The sequence below is a fragment of the Pseudaquidulcibacter saccharophilus genome (genome assembly GCF_019455445.1).
GTDB lineage: Bacteria > Pseudomonadota > Alphaproteobacteria > Caulobacterales > Aquidulcibacteraceae > Pseudaquidulcibacter > Pseudaquidulcibacter saccharophilus.
Window position 1 is genome coordinate 298,976 of record NZ_JAHWUS010000002.1, and the last position, 15,742, is coordinate 314,717.

Sequence of the window (15,742 nt, forward strand, 5' to 3'; positions counted from 1 at the left end):
ATATAATGACATTGCCAAATTTATCTTTGGAATTCTTCCCCCCCAATAGTGAAGCTATGGAACAAAAGCTTTGGCAAAGCATTATGGAACTTAAGATTCTAAATCCAAAATTCGTGTCGGTGACTTATGGCGCGGGTGGTTCAACGCGTGAGCGTACACACAATACAGTTGATAAAATCCTTCAACAAACCTCACTTGTTCCTGCGGCACATATTACTTGTGTTGATGCTTCAAAGGCACAGGTTGATGAAGTTTTGCAAGAATATTGGAATATGGGCGTGCGTAATATAGTTGCTTTACGTGGTGACCCAAAAACTGGGGTAGGTACCGAATTTATTGCTAATAAGGATGGCTATTTAAATGCAACCGAGGTTGTTGAAGCAGCAAGAAAAATCGGTGATTTTCAAGTTTCGGTTTCTTTTTACCCAGAGAAGCACCCGGAATCTCCATCGCTTGAGCATGAGTTTAATGTTTTGAAAGAAAAAATCGAAAAAGGCGCAACACAAGCAATTGGTCAATTTTTTGTTGAACCTGAAACCTATCTTAATTTTCGTGATTTGGCTGTTAAACATGGGATAAAAATTCCGCTTTTGCCTGGCATTATGCCTGTCGGTAGTGTCTCTGGATATATGCGAATGGCAAAGGCGTGTAATACCAATATTCCTGATTGGTTTGCAGAAAAGTTTGATGGCATGGATGGAAACCCTCAGGAACGCGAAAAACGCGCAGAAGAAACATTGGTAAACCTTGTCACAGCCTTGCAAAAAGAAGGTGTCGAAGATTTCCATTTTTACACACTGAATCGCGCAAAGTTAACCTTAGAAGCCGCAAAAGCACTGGGTTTTTAATAGAATTGATGGCGTTATGAAACGCTGGAGTAAATTATGAGTATTTTTAAGAATCGCGCAGAACGTCTTGCAAAAACCGAAGAGATTATAAAAAGTAGAATTTTAATTCTTGATGGTGCAATGGGTTCGCTTATTCAGCGTCTTGGTTTAGAAGAAAAAGATTATCGTGGTGAACGTTTTAAAGACGTAAAAATTGACCAAAAAGGTAATAATGACTTATTGGTTTTAACAAAACCTGATGCAATCCAATCAATCCATGAGCAATATTTTGCGGCGGGCTGCGATATTGTTGAAACCAATACTTTCGGCGCACAAAGGGTTTCGCAGGCCGATTATGAGATGGAAGAATATTCATATGAAATGAACAAAGTCGCGGCGCAAATTGCGCGTGCTGCGGCCGATAAATTTGAAACAATTGATAGCCCAAAACTCGTTGCTGGTTCAATTGGACCAACTACAAAACTACTTTCTTTATCGCCAAAAGTTGATGACCCTGCATATCGTGATATAAGTTTTGATGAAATGAAGGACGCATTTTATGAGCAGGTTAAGGGCTTGTACGATGGCGGTGCTGATTTATTATTGGTTGAAACTATAACTGATACTCTTAATGCAAAAGCAGCGATTTTTGCCATTGAAACCCTTTTTGAAGAAGTTGGTGAAACCTTGCCTATTATGATTTCTGGCACGATTACAGATATGTCTGGTCGTACTCTTTCTGGGCAAACTGTTGAAGCATTCTATAATAGTGTTCGCCATGCAAACCCATGGTCAATTGGGTTAAATTGTGCCCTTGGTCCAAAACAAATGAAGGCGTTTTTATCTGATCTGGCTCGGGTTGCAGAATGCAAAATTTCATGCCACCCCAATGCAGGCTTACCTAATGCATTTGGTGGATATGATGAAACACCTCATGATATGTGTGAAGTTATTTCAACATGGGCGATTGATGGTTTGGTCAATATTGTTGGTGGATGTTGTGGAACAACACCTGACCATATCAAGCATATTGCACATGGTGTAGAAGGTAAAAAACCGCGCCAAATACCACATTTTGAAACAGCACTGCGTTTAGCAGGCCTTGAACCATTTAATTTTTAAGAAGAACAAATGACCGACACAGTATCCCGCTTTGTTATTGTTGGTGAAAGAACCAATGTTACTGGCTCTGCAAAATTTCGTAAATTGATTGAAGCCGATGATTATGTTGGTGCGCTTGCCGTTGCCAGAAGTCAGGTTGATAGTGGCGCAAACGTGCTTGATGTAAACCTTGATGCGGCAATGATTGATGGCGTCAAAGCCATGAGAACGTTTTTGAATCTAGTTGCGACTGAGCCAGATATAGCAAAAATCCCAATCATGATTGATAGTTCAAATTGGGCAATCATCGAGGAAGGCTTAAAATGCGTTCAGGGTAAGGCGATTGTAAATTCAATATCACTAAAAGAGGGCGTTGACGCATTTCTTGATCATGCCCGTAAAATTCGCAAATATGGTGCTGCTACCGTCATTATGGCATTTGACGAAAAAGGGCAGGCAGACACATTAGAGCGCAAGGTCGAAATTTGTACGCGTGCTTATAATCTTTTGATGGAAATAAACTTCCCACCAGAAGACATTATTTTTGACCCTAATATTTTTGCGGTTGCAACTGGTATTGAGGAACATAATAATTATGGCGTGGATTTTATCGAAGCCACAAGAATAATTCGTAAGAATTTGCCACATTGTCATATTTCCGGTGGTGTATCGAATGTTTCATTTTCATTCCGTGGTAATGAGGCAGTACGCGAAGCAATGCATAGCGTTTTCCTATACCATGCCATAAAGGCAGGTATGGATATGGGCATTGTAAATGCTGGGCAATTGGCAATTTATGATGACATCGAACCAACGCTTCGTGACGCATGTGAAGACGTGATTTTAAACCGTCGTCCAGATGCAACAGAGCGTCTTTTGGATATTGCAGGAAATTATCTTGCTCAAGGTGGTAAAAAAGAAACTGGCCCTGATTTAAGTTGGCGTGAGTTGCCGGTTAATGAACGGCTTACACATGCATTGGTTAAAGGGATAACTGAATTTATTACCCAAGATACCGAGGAGGCCAGACTTCAGGCCGAGCGTCCACTACATGTTATCGAAGGCCCGTTGATGGATGGTATGAATGTTGTCGGTGATTTGTTCGGCTCTGGGAAAATGTTTTTGCCACAGGTTGTAAAATCTGCACGAGTTATGAAAGAGGCTGTTGCTTATCTGATGCCATTTATGGAAGCAGAAAAAGAGGAAATGGGCCTAGCACAAAAGTCAAATGGCAAAATACTTATGGCAACTGTAAAAGGCGATGTTCATGATATTGGTAAGAATATTGTGGGTGTTGTGTTGCAATGTAATGGCTTTGACGTAATCGACCTTGGGGTTATGGTTCCAACAGAAACAATTATTCAAAGAGCAATTGACGAAAAAGTAGATGTTATTGGGCTTTCTGGCCTCATTACACCATCCTTGGATGAGATGTGCTATGTGGCGCAAGCAATGGATAAAGCGGGGCTTAAAGATATCCCTTTAATGATTGGCGGGGCAACGACCTCACGCACACACACTGCCGTTAAAATTGCCCCAAATTTCAAAGGTGACACATTCTATGTAACGGACGCAAGTCGTGCAGTGCCTGTTGTTCAAAAGCTTGTTGGCGATGAAAAGCAAGAGTACGTCGCAGAAAACAAAAGGGATCAGGAAAATGCGCGCAATGCGCATTATGCATCCCAAGATAAACGCCCAAGGCTTTCATTAGAAGATGCTCGTAAAAATTCTTTAAAACTAGATTTTGAAGGCAAAACTCATAAGCCATCATTCCTTGGGACAAAGGTTTTTGATGAAATTAATCTTGCTGAATTAAAAGATTATATTGACTGGACGCCGTTCTTTGCATCTTGGGAATTAGCAGGAAGTTTTCCAGCAATCCTAACCGATAATATTGTTGGATCCGCAGCAAGCAATCTTTATAAAGATGCTCAAGTAATGCTTGAACGGATAATTAATGAAAAGATGGTTGGGGCAAAGGCCGTAATTGGTTTTTGGGCAGCAAATAGTATTGGTGACGATATAATTCTTTATGAAGATGACGCACGACAATCACCAATTGCTACGTTCCATACTTTACGTCAACAAATGGTAAAGGCAGAAGGGCGCGCAAATTATGCCTTATCTGACTTTGTTTCCCCTGTTGGAAACCCTGATTATGTTGGTGGCTTTGCGGTTACTTCTGGTATTGGGGAAATTGATGTTGCCAATGCATTCAAGGCAAAACACGATGATTATTCTGCAATACTGTTCCAATCGCTTTGTGACCGTTTAGCAGAGGCCTTGGCGGAATATATGCATGCAAAAGTTCGTCGTGAACTTTGGGGTTATGCAAAAGATGAAAATCTTTCTTATGAGGATTTAATTAAAGAAAAATATCATGGCATCCGCCCTGCCGCCGGATATCCCGCACAGCCTGACCACACCGAAAAAGAAACACTGTTCAAACTATTGGATGCAACCAATGCCACGGGCATAAGTTTAACCTCATCAATGGCCATGGATCCGCCATCATCTGTTAGCGGACTATATTTTGCGCATCAAGATTCAGAATATTTCGGGGTTGGTAGAATTGATAAAGAGCAAGTGAAGGATTACTCAATTCGTAAAAATTGGGACATTAAAACAACTGAGAAATGGCTTGCGCCAATTCTTTCATATGACCCATCAACTAGCGAATAAATTGTTCAACGATAATACTTGTTGAGAAAATCGGTTTATCGTTTGTGACATTATACATGGTAAATAATGAGAATACGATGAATACCAATGAAGATAGCATTGCAATCGAACTTGGTTTTTCAGATGAATTTTTATCGCCATCCCAACATTTTACGTTTAATGCGCGCTCTTCAATTTTATTTGCTTCTGTGGCACGCAATATTTGAAAAGCTAAGGCAAATGCAACAGGGATCAATACCAGCAATGGTATTGGCATGTTTAGCATTATTGCAACGCTTTCTAATAAGTTGGAAATATTCATTTTCGCCCCTCTACAAATTATCAATACAATATCTGGTTGAATTTTAAATTAACCCAATTGATAAAATTTTATATTTATAGGTAAATTTAAACATTGGTGTACAGTAAGTATGAAGAAAACTTGTTTCATATTTTTAATATTTGATTTTATTACTTCAAACGGGGGGATAGGCCAACATAATCCCTTTAAACTCAAGTAATTATATAATGTGCAATGGTGAAAATATAATTGCCAATGTGGGTTTAAAATAAAGTTTTCCATATATGAAAAACTTTTTTAAAATCACTAAGTTTGCCATCTCGATGTCAGGAAATGTCAGGGTTTTGGTGAATGGGCATTAATTTAATAAAACCTATGGTTTTGTGTGCTATGATAAAGATTATATAAGGGGGCAATCTATATTGATTGTTTCTGCGCTTTAATTTATTTCTTGGTTATTATGTCAATTTGGAAGAAATTATTTAGAAATCCTTTTAGTTTTTTTGACCCCGGCGCTAACTTTAAAAAGCCGGCTAAAAGCGCTAATAAATCACTAATAATTTCAGATATACGAAATGACGAAGACTTTGCTTCATCAGTTGTGGCATTGGCGGCAAAGATGGCAAAGGCTGATGGAATTGCAACGGTTGATGAAGCAATTGCTTTTGAAGCGGCTTTTCCGATTGCTAAAGAAGATAAGCCTGCATTTGAAAAACTTTTTCGACTTGCGGCTGGAACAACCCTCGGTTTTGAGCATTACGCAAAAAGAATCGGTAAAAAATACCGCGAAAATCGACAAATTTTATTCGACGTTATGGCAGTATTGTTTTTTGTTGCGGTTGCTGATGGTCAGATAAAAGAAGCGGAAAAACAATATCTTATAAATGTATCGCAGTATTTGGGGCTAAGTGGCAGTGATTATTCACGAATTTCGTCTTTTTTTATAAAAGATGTTGAGCCAAATCCATATGTTATACTTGGTGTACACGAAAGCGACAGTGACGAAATAATAAAACGTGCATGGCTTGATATTGTAACCAAAAACCATCCAGATTCATTTATGAGTAGGGGGGAGCCCATGGAGTTTATAAGGCTTGCCCATGAAACAACTGCTCAAGCGAATGCGGCATATAATAAAATTCGTTCAGAAAGAATGACAAAGGGTTCTTCCTAATGTCATTTCGTGATTTGATTTTAATTTTGTTGGTTGCATTTGTTTGGGGTGCAAATGTTCCCATGTCTGCAATTGCGGTAAAAAATTCACCACCAGTATTTTTTGTTTTATTACGTTTTATAATTCTAACCATATTGTTTTTGCCAAAACTTTTGCCAATTCCTAAACAATTAGGAATGTTATTTTTTGTATCGCTTTGTATGGGGGGATTATCGTTCATTGCGCAATTTGTTGCGCTTTTAACAACTTCGGCGTCAAATTTGGCGATTATTGCGCAGCTTTCTTTGCCACTTGCCACAATATTATCAATCATATTTTTAAAAGAAAAAGTAAGGTGGAAACGTGGATTGGGAATGTTTCTTGCCTTTTCAGGTGTGATTTTTGTTATTTATAAACCACATGGTATTGACCTTAACTTAGGTAACATTCTTGCTTTTGCATCAGCATTACTTGCGGCAATCGGAACCGTTTTAATGAAAAAACTTGAACCAATTGAGCCATTAAGGTTTCAGGCATGGAATTCATTATTTTCTCTAATCCCGCTGTTTTTATATACCTTATTTTTAGAGCATGGGCAGTTTGAAGCATTAGAAACGAACTCTAAAACAATAGGCTTAATATTATTATTTTCTGTTGTTTTTGTTTCTATATATGGGCATACAATGTATTTTCACCTCATAAAAAAATATGAAGTTACCCAAATTATGCCATTTACTTTAATGACGCCAATTTGGGCAGTTTTACTTTCAAGTGTAATTCTTCACGAAAAAATAACTTTACAAATTGTTTTCGGCGGGCTTATCTCTATTGCTGGTGTCGCCCTAATTGCAATGAGGGATAATGCTTCATTGGGTAAAAACACTGCTACAACAATAACTAAAATATAAAGATGTAAAATGTTTCCATATCGCCCATCAAATCCAAAACCTGTTAGAAATCTTAAAAAAATGCCAGCAAAACTTATTATTGAGCAAGCGCCAAGTCCAAATTTTAATGAGCGCACTCGCCCCATTCGTTATGTAGTTCTTCATTATACAGGCATGCCGAGTGAAGAAAAGGCACTTGAATTGCTTCGCGATCCAGATCCAAAAAGAATAGCATATAAAGCCGAATTAGTTGAACATCCGCGTGAAGGAATGGCTCCCCCGGGGCCAAATCTTAACCGCGTTTCTGCGCATTATGTGGCGTTTAAAAGTGGTCATATTTACCAACTTGTAGATGAAGAAAAACGCGCATGGCAAGCTGGCGCGGGTGTATATGGCGGCGAGACCGATATGAATTCTGCATCCATTGGAATTGAAATTTGCAATGCCGGACATGATTTTGGTTTGCCAGATTTTCCAGATGAACAAATAGATGCCGTTATGGAATTAGTGAAACAAATCAAAGAACGTCACGGCCTTGATAAACGCCATATTATTGGGCATTCAGATCTTGCGCCGCGTCGAAAAATAGATCCAGGTGAAAAGTTTCCTTGGCATAAATTCGATGCCTCAGGGATTTCACAAGGTATTCCTGCCGCCAAAGCAGATAATGACAAAACCATTATTGCTGAAGAGATAGGATCGCAATCCGAAGATATTGCTGCTTTTCAAAAGGCGCTTTCTGATGTGGGATATGGAATTCCGCAAAATGGTATTTTTGATGAAGATACAAAATATGTCTTGATTGCATTCCAGCGCCGCTATCGTCAAAGCGATGTTGGCGGCAAACTAGATGTTGATTGCCTTGAAAAAGCACGACGTTTGGCTAAAATCATCAAACCTGCTTGATAATTCAAGGGTTTTGAGGCAAAAGCCATTTGTCAGATAGTCGGGTGATTGCGGATGATATGGCCGAAAGGTTTCATCTGAGGAAAGTCCGGGCTCCACACAAATATGATGGCGGATAACGTCCGCCGTGGGTAACCACAGGGAAAGTGCCACAGAAAACAAACCGCCATTATTGGTAAGGGTGAAAAGGTGGTGTAAGAGACCACCGCCTTTTTGGTAACAAAAAGGGCAGGGTAAACCCCATCAGGAGCAAGACCGAATAGGAACACGTTGAGCGTAAGCGAAGGCGAATTTGTGCGCAGATGTTCGGGTAGGTTGCGTGAGCTTGTTAGTAATATCAAGCCAAGATGAATAATCGCCACCCATATGGGTACAGAACCCGGCTTATAGACTATCTGACGAATTTTTATTTTAAAACTCTGCATATAGTTATATTTGATTTTTGGCTTGCTAATCACAACTTTTGATGCGAAATTAAATTTAAGGGGTGGGGGTTTTAATGAAAAGTTGCAAACCGAAAAAAATAGAAATTTTGTATTTAATTGGATTATTGTCTACAATATCTTTTTGTGGTCTTGCTAATGCAGAGCCATTAAATGCAGGTGATTATTCTGCATTGAATTGGGCGAATTCTCAAAGATTTGCTTGTTCTGCTAGTATTCCTAGTGAAGCTTTTGAAGGTGGATATTCAAAGCAATATATACAATTCGCTATACAGGCACACGATGATATGACTGCCACAGGTATTCAACGTGATACAATTAATGTAAGAGGATCAAATTATAAAAAAGACACGCAATTATCGGGCAATGTTTTCAAAAATAGCAGCTCGCTTGGTTTTTGGGTGGAAAGCCATAGTCTTGTTGAATATGATCCACTTCCAGATGGTATGACTTGGGGCGATGAGCTGCAGATGCAGATTTGGATAAATGACAATGGTGGGGGCAATTATTCAATTCAAGGGCAATTGGTAAGGCCTAGCTCATCACGTATAAATTTTGATTATTGTATTGTTGACAATTAGTATTGGTTGGCAGCTTTAATAAAACTATTTTTCTGCGCTCACCAACCAAACTTTGCCTTTAAAACAAAGGCTTTCATCCTTTACATAATCTTTGCATGCTTGTGTAAGTCGCGTGATACCAATTTTTTGTTGTTCAAGGGGGAGGGCCGCAAGGTTGCGTGACGCTGGGCCGATTTTTGCTAAAAGCGATACACCAGCAGCGAGACCTTTTCCTTTGTTATAATAAAGATTTCTTTCGTGCCCTGTGATTTCAATGTTACGAAAACCTGCATCGGTTAAAATAGCACGCACCCGGTCAGGGTTGTTAAATGCAAAAGCACCAGGGGCATCCGGATTATTGGCGGAAATGGCTTCAGCGATACCATGCAATGCATTTTTAGTTACCATAATCCATTCGTTTTCTTGTGGTGACTGCCAAGCAATAAAAATAAGCTTTGCATTTGGTTTCATGGAATTATGGATATTTTTAAAGCTTGTAACGCTATCATCAAAAAACATTACACCAAAACGTGATACTGCTAGATCGAAATAATCTGGAATAAACTGATAATCAGTAACGTCGCAAAGCTCAAAGCGCGGGTTTATCTTATTTTCTTGTTTGCTTTGTGCGTTTGCTAAAAGTGATTTTGAAACATCTGCGCCAAAAACTTTTGCCCCATTTTTAGCAAGTGAGTACGATATAGTACCTGCACCACAGCCGATATCAAGAATTGATTTGTTATGGCAATTTCCAATTTCGTCTAATAAAACTATTGAAAATTCTTCTAACATTTCGTCGATTTCGTGGTGATATTCATCCCACTTATTACCGACTTCACCATTCCAATATGCGATTTGTTTTTGATTCTGTGTCATGTTTTCTTTTTGCATGAATTTAAAAAATATTAAATCTGCACACGCATATTGAAAATTACATTATCAAAGTGCATATTATGCACATCATGATAAATAGCGATTGGTTTAAAAATAGATTGAATGCACTTGGCCTTACGCAAGATGATGTTGCACGTGCATTGGGTAAAAATCGAACAACTTTTGGGCGGTTAATAGGCGGCCAGATAGAATTTAAATTACAACATGCTCAGGCATTAGCGCCACTTTTCAAGACAAGTGTTGAAGAAATACTTGTCAAAGCTGGTTTAAAGTTAAAAGAAAAAGAAAATAATATGTTAGAAAATATAGAGACCGCAATCGAAGCCTTTAAAAATGGTGAAATACTTATTGTTACAGATGATGATGACCGAGAAAATGAAGGTGATTTAATTGTTGCTGCTAATAAATGCACGCCGGAACAAATGGCCTTCATTATTCGTCATACATCAGGGATTGTTTGTACACCTTTATCTGAAAAGAGAGCGCGTGAACTAAATCTCAATCCAATGGTCGCGCAAAATAATGCGCCTTTAGCAACTGCTTTCACTGTTACGGTTGATGCGCGTCATGGCACTACGACGGGTATTAGTGCTGCGGAACGCTGTAATACTGTTCATGTGATTGCGAACAATAATTCAACTGCTGATGACTTGGTTCGCCCAGGGCATGTTTTCCCGCTCATTGCGCGCGAAGGAGGTGTTTTGGTGCGTACAGGGCATACTGAGGCAACGGTTGATTTGTGTCGTTTGGCGGGTTTGCCAGAGGTTGGTGTCATTTGTGAAATGGTCAATGATGACGGTAGTGTTATGCGTGGCGACGATATTAAATTATTTTCGCAAAAACATAATATCAAACACATCTCGATTGAACAGTTGATTGCATATCGGCAATCTCGTGAAAAGCTAATTGATAAAACTAGCGAGTTTACAATTGAAAGTGAAATCGGCACGCTAAGAGCAATTTCTTATAAAAGTCATTTTGATAATGTGCAGCATTTGGCATTAATTTATGGTCGTATAAATGATGGCGATGATATACCGGTTCGACTTCATCGTGGTGATATTGTTGATGATGTTTTTGGCGGTCGTGATTCAATCAATAGCGCATTGCAAAAATTCAAAACACTTGGACGTGGTGTGTTAATCTACCTGCGCGATGGAAGTGTTGGTGTTCCATCAAATCTTAGTGCGCAAAGTCATTCAAGTGAAGAAAAACGCAATGTTGTTTGGCGCGAAATCGGAATTGGGGCGCAGATTATCCGTGATTTGGGGATTAACTCAATTCACCTTCTAACGCGGTCACAGCTTAAGTTTGCTGGTTTAGACGGTTTTGGTATAAAAATAGCAAAAACAGAGGGGCTGTAAAATACAGCCCCAATATTTATAACCCTAATTTTTCTTCAACAAATTTTTGTGATGCCACATAATCAATTTTACCGGTTCCTAATATTGGAACATTTTCGGTGAAAAGGATTTGTTTAGGTAATTGAAGTTCGCTAATGCCGTTTTCTTTATAATATTTTTGCAAAGCATCTTTTGGAAAATTGGGTAGGTTAGAAACAAGAATGATTTGCTCACCTTTTTTACTATCGTTAACTGCAATAGCAACATGAAGATTTTCTGGCCAAATCGAAGCAACGTGATTTTCAACAGCAGTTAAAGAAACCATTTCGCCACCGATTTTTGCAAAACGTTTTAAGCGACCACGAATTGTCACAAAACCATGATCGTCAATTGATGCGATATCGCCTGTATCGTGCCAGCCGCCAGGAAGTGCTTGTATTTCGCCTGGCGCATCAACACGAACATAGCCTTGCATGACATTAGGGCCACGAACATAAAGGCGACCGCCACCATTTATACCGGGAACGGATTCTAGTTTCCACTCTATATCAGGCATAAGCTGACCAACAGTACCGTGACGGTTGTTTTCATCAGGAGTATTAACAGCCAGAACAGGTGCAGCTTCTGTAACGCCATATCCTTCGACAATAGTTACACCAAATTTACTCATCAAGGCTTCGCGGGTTTCTGGTTTGACACGTTCCGCGCCGCAAACGACAAACTCAAGCGAGTTTAAATCTCCTTCGTCTGCCACACGAATGTATTGGTTTAAGAATGTATCAGTACCAAATAAAATTGATGCTTTTAAATCTTTAACCAAGCCAACAATATTTTTTGCTTGAAGTGGAGACGGGAACATGAATGTTTTCATGCCAGTAAATAATGGCAAGAAAGTTCCGCCGGTTAGCCCAAAGCAGTGAAAAATTGGTAGCGGGTTGAATACAACCCATTCAGATTTAAGATCAATGTGCGCTGCAATCTGTTGAACATTTGCCACCAAGTTTTTATGGCTTAAGGCAACACCCTTTGGTGCACCTTCGGTTCCAGAAGTAAATAGCATCACAGCGGTTTCATCAGGATCAACTTTTGGGACGGCCGATTTGGGATTAAATGAATCCATAAGACCACGAACCTTATCAAGTGGTCCGATTGCATCTTTAATGTCTTCTAGATAGATAATTTCAAAATCTTTGCTAAGATCGCTGAAAAGTGTCTCAAGTCCTGCTTTTTCAACAAAACGGCGTGCTGAAACAATATGCTTTACTCGACCAGCTTCGCAAGCGCTCTTAATATTTTTTAAGCCAGCAGTGAAGTTAAGCATGGCAATCGTGTGGCCAAAAGCACTTAGGCCAAGAAAAGCAAGTGTGCCACCAACCGAATTGGCAATCAATAAACCAACCGTTTCTGAATCTTTTAAAGCTAAGTTTAACTTGCGTCCAAGAACCAAAGAAGCCAAAACAACTTTGTCATAGCTTAAAGGGTTGCGTTCAATATCTTCAATAATAGGTTTTTTGCCGCCGTAGAGTTTCTTTGCATCTAACAAAGCCTCGAAAATGGTCTTGCGGGCGTTTTTTACCTCAAACTTTCGTGAAGGCATATCCTGTCCTTATTGTTCAGTTTTTGTTGAGGATTTAGCCATTATCACGGAATATTGCAAATTGTATCAACAGTAATGCTATAAAGACGATAATAATCTGCCCTTAATCCTTGCAAAATAAAATAATTACATTCACAAAAATTGAATGAGAAATTATGCAAAAAAACAAAATACTATGAAACATACCTTACAATTATCGATATTTGGAATAACGCTTTGTGCGACTATTAGTCCTTCGTTGGCAAATGCGCAGGCTCTTAGGCAAACCAAGGGCGATTTTTACGATGCATTTCGTCAATTAGACCCGGAAGAATTACCTACGCCAAATGAATTCAGGTCTGCTTCGGGGGCACCTGGATACAAATATTGGCAGCAACAGGTTGATTATAAAATCAAAGCATCTCTTGATGAGAAAAGTAAAAGCATATCTGGCACTGAGAAAGTTGTTTATAAAAATAATTCGCCTGATACTTTAAACTATCTTTGGCTTTTGCTCGATCAAAACTATAAAAGAAACTCTATTTCTGAGCTAACTCGTACATTCCCTGATGGCGATAAAATTTCTTTTGGTGAAGTCAAAAGAATGATGAAAATGAAGGAATGGGAGGGTGGTTTTGACATTAAATCGGTGCGAGGTCCTGATGGTCAAAATTTACAATTCTCTATAACCGATACTTTACTTCGTGTTGAGTTGCCAAAGCCTCTTAAAAGCGGTGAAGAATATAGTTTTTCAATTGATTGGTCATTGCCACTTGTTGATAATAAATTGATCGGTGGCCGGTCTGGCTATGAATGTTTCACCAAAGAAGGTGAAGACGGTAATTGCATATTTGAAGCGGCACAATGGTTTCCGCGTCTTGCAGTTTATTCCGACTATGAAGGGTGGCACAATAAAGCGTTCATAGGTTCTGGTGAGTTTACCTTGGAGTTTGGCGATTATGACGTTGAGATAAATGTTCCGTCAGATTTTGTTATTGCTTCAACGGGTGAATTGCAAAACAGTGATGAGATTTTAAGCGCAGCTCAAAAGCAACGCCTGCAAAGCGCCAAATCAAACTATGACAAGCCGGTTTTTATTACCACACCTGCTGAGGCAAAAGCCGCGCAAGCAAATAAGGCAAGTGGTACAAAAACATGGCATTTTGCCGCAAAAAATGTTCGTGATTTTTCTTGGGCTGGTTCTCGTAAATTTATTTGGGATGGTATGGCAGTAAAACAGGATAATGCCCCTGATGTACTTGCGATGTCGTATTATCCGAATGAAGCAGAGCCATTGTGGTCAAATTATTCCACACAGGCAATTGCACATACCATAAAAGTTTATGGTCGTATGAGCTTCCCGTATCCATATCCTGTTGCACAGTCGGTAAATGGACCAGTTGGCGGTATGGAATATCCGATGATTACTTTTAATGGACCACGTCCAGAAAAGGATAAAAAGGGAAATCTAACTTATACTGACAGAGCAAAATTTGGTTTGATTTCTGTTGTTATTCACGAAATCGGTCATATTTGGTTTCCTATGTCTGTGAACTCCGATGAACGCCAATGGACATGGCAGGACGAGGGGATAAATACCTTCTTGCAATATATTGCAGAGCAAGAATGGTCAGAAAATTATCCATCTCGCCGTGGTGATCCGCGTGATATTACTGAATATATGCTTTCAAGTGACCAGGTTCCAATTATGACCAATTCTGAAAGTGTTTTGCAATTCGGAAATAACGCCTATGGTAAACCTGCAACAGCTTTGGTTATCCTTCGTGAGACTATTATTGGTCGCGAAAAGTTTGACCGCGCATTTAAAGAATATGCGAATCGTTGGCGCTTTAAACGACCAACTCCTGCAGATTTCTTTAGGACATTAGAGGAAAGCTCTGGTGTTGACCTTGATTGGTTCTGGCGTGGATGGTTCTACTCAACTGATCATGTTGATATTGGCATAACTGGTGTCAAAGAAGCGACAATTAACACGCAAGATCCAGAAATCGAAGCTAAATATCAAATTGAACAACGTGATAAGCAACCATTAGAACTAGGCGCGCAGCGCGTTAAAAACGTCGAAAAAGTTGTCGACAGACATCCAGAGCTTAAGGATTATTATGACAAAACTGATCCTTTGGCTGCAACAAAGTCACAAAAAGATAAATACAAGAAGGATTATGCGGATTTTGATAAATCCGAACAAGATGTCCTGAAGTTAAAAGATAAAATTTATATTGTTGGTCTTGAAAATAAAGGCGGTCTCGTAATGCCTGTTATTTTGAAGTTCACCTTTGCTGATAAAACATCAAAGACAGTTTATATTCCTGCTGAAATTTGGCGTTATGATACCCATAAAACTAATTGGGCATATATGTCTGATAAAGAAGTTGTATCAGTTGAGTTAGATCCAAATTACGAAACTGCAGATGCTAATCGTAATAACAACTATTTCCCATCACGAATTGAGCCTTCTCGCCTAGACGTCTTCAAGGCAAAACAGGGGAAAAATCAAATGAAGGATGATGAATTAGTTGTCGATCCAGACAGCTTGAAAACTCATCCAATGGCAAAGGATAAATAATGAGAAAGGCGATTGCCGCCTTTATGTTGGTGTTGTTATTGCCAATTGCGGCAATAGCGCACCGCATGAATTCAGCCTATTCTGTGATAGAGATTGAGAAAGGGGGATATGTTGAAATCACCCACCGTATATTTGCCCATGACCTAGAGCATAGCTTTAATCTTTCTGATGTCGGTATTGACTATTTTGCGTCAAAAGAGGGGCAGAATGCGCTGAAAACTTATTTGGAGCGCTCTTTCTCTATTTCTGCAGATGGCAAGCCGATGACTTTAAAATATGTTGGGTCTGAGGTAGAGGGTGATTTAGTATATTCTTATTTTGAAGCAAAGATAAAACCCAAAACTCGTAATCTATTGATTAATTCAAAAATCCTTTTTGAATTTCAAAAAGATCAGAATAATTACGTGAATGTGCATTTTGAAGGTAACACAAAAACGCTTACTTTCAGCGAAGGTAGCGATGATAAAGCAATTTCTTTATGGTAATGCTTGATAAAAGAGCTT

The 15,742-nt window shown here is 39.1% G+C and carries 13 protein-coding genes and 1 other RNA gene; 11 read left to right on the plus strand and 3 right to left on the minus strand.

The window, feature by feature from the left end; genetic code table 11:
- The first annotated feature begins 5 nt into the window (after positions 1-5).
- Genes metF through metH form a run of 3 tightly spaced genes read left to right on the plus strand, consistent with a single transcriptional unit; the run spans position 6 to position 4,610 of the window.
- Entirely contained in the window at positions 6-848 is an 843-nt protein-coding gene (gene metF / locus KXV15_RS07165; protein ID WP_240007491.1) for a methylenetetrahydrofolate reductase [NAD(P)H], read from the plus strand.
- A 36-nt stretch (positions 849-884) separates the two neighbouring features.
- The gene (locus KXV15_RS07170; protein WP_240007492.1) at positions 885-1,949 is read left to right on the plus strand and encodes a homocysteine S-methyltransferase family protein; all 1,065 of its coding nucleotides are present in this window, start codon (positions 885-887) and stop codon (positions 1,947-1,949) included.
- 9 nt (positions 1,950-1,958) lie between these two features.
- Complete coding sequence (gene metH / locus KXV15_RS07175; protein WP_240007493.1) at positions 1,959-4,610, plus strand: methionine synthase; 2,652 nt, start codon at positions 1,959-1,961, stop codon at positions 4,608-4,610.
- Here metH and KXV15_RS07180 read toward each other — a convergent pair.
- Positions 4,600-4,911, minus strand: a complete 312-nt coding sequence (locus KXV15_RS07180) for a hypothetical protein (protein ID WP_240007494.1) — start codon at positions 4,909-4,911, stop codon at positions 4,600-4,602. The two genes, metH and KXV15_RS07180, sit on opposite strands and share 11 nt — an antisense overlap.
- 439 nt (positions 4,912-5,350) lie before the next feature.
- Between KXV15_RS07180 and KXV15_RS07185 the strand changes: the two genes are divergently transcribed.
- The 5 genes from KXV15_RS07185 (at position 5,351) to KXV15_RS07205 (ending at position 8,860) form a co-directional block, all read left to right on the plus strand.
- Positions 5,351-6,064, plus strand: a complete 714-nt coding sequence (locus tag KXV15_RS07185; RefSeq protein ID WP_240007495.1) for a TerB family tellurite resistance protein — start codon at positions 5,351-5,353, stop codon at positions 6,062-6,064.
- Entirely contained in the window at positions 6,064-6,951 is an 888-nt protein-coding gene (locus KXV15_RS07190; protein ID WP_240007496.1) for a DMT family transporter, read from the plus strand. Before KXV15_RS07185 ends, KXV15_RS07190 begins: the two co-directional genes overlap by 1 nt.
- A gap of 9 nt (positions 6,952-6,960) precedes the next feature.
- Entirely contained in the window at positions 6,961-7,836 is an 876-nt protein-coding gene (locus KXV15_RS07195; protein ID WP_240007497.1) for an N-acetylmuramoyl-L-alanine amidase, read from the plus strand.
- Positions 7,837-7,868: 32 nt separating this feature from the next.
- An RNA gene (rnpB, locus tag KXV15_RS07200) (RNase P RNA component class A) lies at positions 7,869-8,239 on the plus strand.
- A gap of 96 nt (positions 8,240-8,335) precedes the next feature.
- Entirely contained in the window at positions 8,336-8,860 is a 525-nt protein-coding gene (locus tag KXV15_RS07205) for a hypothetical protein (protein WP_240007498.1), read from the plus strand.
- 24 nt (positions 8,861-8,884) lie between these two features.
- Here the strand turns inward: KXV15_RS07205 and KXV15_RS07210 are convergent, their stop codons facing one another.
- Positions 8,885-9,730, minus strand: a complete 846-nt coding sequence (locus tag KXV15_RS07210) for a class I SAM-dependent methyltransferase (protein WP_240007499.1) — start codon at positions 9,728-9,730, stop codon at positions 8,885-8,887.
- 71 nt (positions 9,731-9,801) lie between these two features.
- On the opposite strand from KXV15_RS07210, the gene ribB reads away from it, so the two are divergent.
- Entirely contained in the window at positions 9,802-11,097 is a 1,296-nt protein-coding gene (ribB, locus tag KXV15_RS07215) for a 3,4-dihydroxy-2-butanone-4-phosphate synthase (protein WP_240007500.1), read from the plus strand.
- A gap of 16 nt (positions 11,098-11,113) precedes the next feature.
- On the opposite strand, the gene KXV15_RS07220 is transcribed toward ribB, so the two are convergent.
- Positions 11,114-12,673, minus strand: coding sequence for an AMP-binding protein (locus KXV15_RS07220; RefSeq protein WP_240007501.1), 1,560 nt, complete (start codon positions 12,671-12,673; stop codon positions 11,114-11,116).
- 145 nt (positions 12,674-12,818) lie between these two features.
- Here KXV15_RS07220 and KXV15_RS07225 point away from each other — a divergent pair, with 145 nt between their 5' ends.
- Both KXV15_RS07225 and KXV15_RS07230 read left to right on the plus strand, forming a co-directional pair.
- Positions 12,819-15,239: a M1 family metallopeptidase gene (locus tag KXV15_RS07225; protein ID WP_240007502.1), complete on the plus strand. Its 2,421-nt coding sequence runs from the start codon at positions 12,819-12,821 to the stop codon at positions 15,237-15,239.
- Positions 15,239-15,724, plus strand: a complete 486-nt coding sequence (locus tag KXV15_RS07230) for a DUF6702 family protein (RefSeq protein WP_240007503.1) — start codon at positions 15,239-15,241, stop codon at positions 15,722-15,724. The genes KXV15_RS07225 and KXV15_RS07230 overlap by 1 nt, the downstream gene beginning before the upstream one ends.
- Positions 15,725-15,742: the final 18 nt, after the last annotated feature.

Excerpts from the sequence above, each read along its gene's own strand:
- metF (WP_240007491.1), top strand. The coding sequence starts at position 6 with ATGACATTGCCAAATTTATCTTTGGAATTCTTCCCCCCCAATAGTGAA.
- KXV15_RS07170 (WP_240007492.1), top strand. The coding sequence starts at position 885 with ATGAGTATTTTTAAGAATCGCGCAGAACGTCTTGCAAAAACCGAAGAG.
- metH (WP_240007493.1), top strand. The coding sequence starts at position 1,959 with ATGACCGACACAGTATCCCGCTTTGTTATTGTTGGTGAAAGAACCAAT.
- KXV15_RS07180 (WP_240007494.1), bottom strand. The coding sequence starts at position 4,911 with ATGAATATTTCCAACTTATTAGAAAGCGTTGCAATAATGCTAAACATG.
- KXV15_RS07185 (WP_240007495.1), top strand. The coding sequence starts at position 5,351 with ATGTCAATTTGGAAGAAATTATTTAGAAATCCTTTTAGTTTTTTTGAC.
- KXV15_RS07190 (WP_240007496.1), top strand. The coding sequence starts at position 6,064 with ATGTCATTTCGTGATTTGATTTTAATTTTGTTGGTTGCATTTGTTTGG.
- KXV15_RS07195 (WP_240007497.1), top strand. The coding sequence starts at position 6,961 with ATGTTTCCATATCGCCCATCAAATCCAAAACCTGTTAGAAATCTTAAA.
- KXV15_RS07205 (WP_240007498.1), top strand. The coding sequence starts at position 8,336 with ATGAAAAGTTGCAAACCGAAAAAAATAGAAATTTTGTATTTAATTGGA.
- KXV15_RS07210 (WP_240007499.1), bottom strand. The coding sequence starts at position 9,730 with ATGCAAAAAGAAAACATGACACAGAATCAAAAACAAATCGCATATTGG.
- ribB (WP_240007500.1), top strand. The coding sequence starts at position 9,802 with ATGATAAATAGCGATTGGTTTAAAAATAGATTGAATGCACTTGGCCTT.
- KXV15_RS07220 (WP_240007501.1), bottom strand. The coding sequence starts at position 12,673 with ATGCCTTCACGAAAGTTTGAGGTAAAAAACGCCCGCAAGACCATTTTC.
- KXV15_RS07225 (WP_240007502.1), top strand. The coding sequence starts at position 12,819 with ATGAGAAATTATGCAAAAAAACAAAATACTATGAAACATACCTTACAA.
- KXV15_RS07230 (WP_240007503.1), top strand. The coding sequence starts at position 15,239 with ATGAGAAAGGCGATTGCCGCCTTTATGTTGGTGTTGTTATTGCCAATT.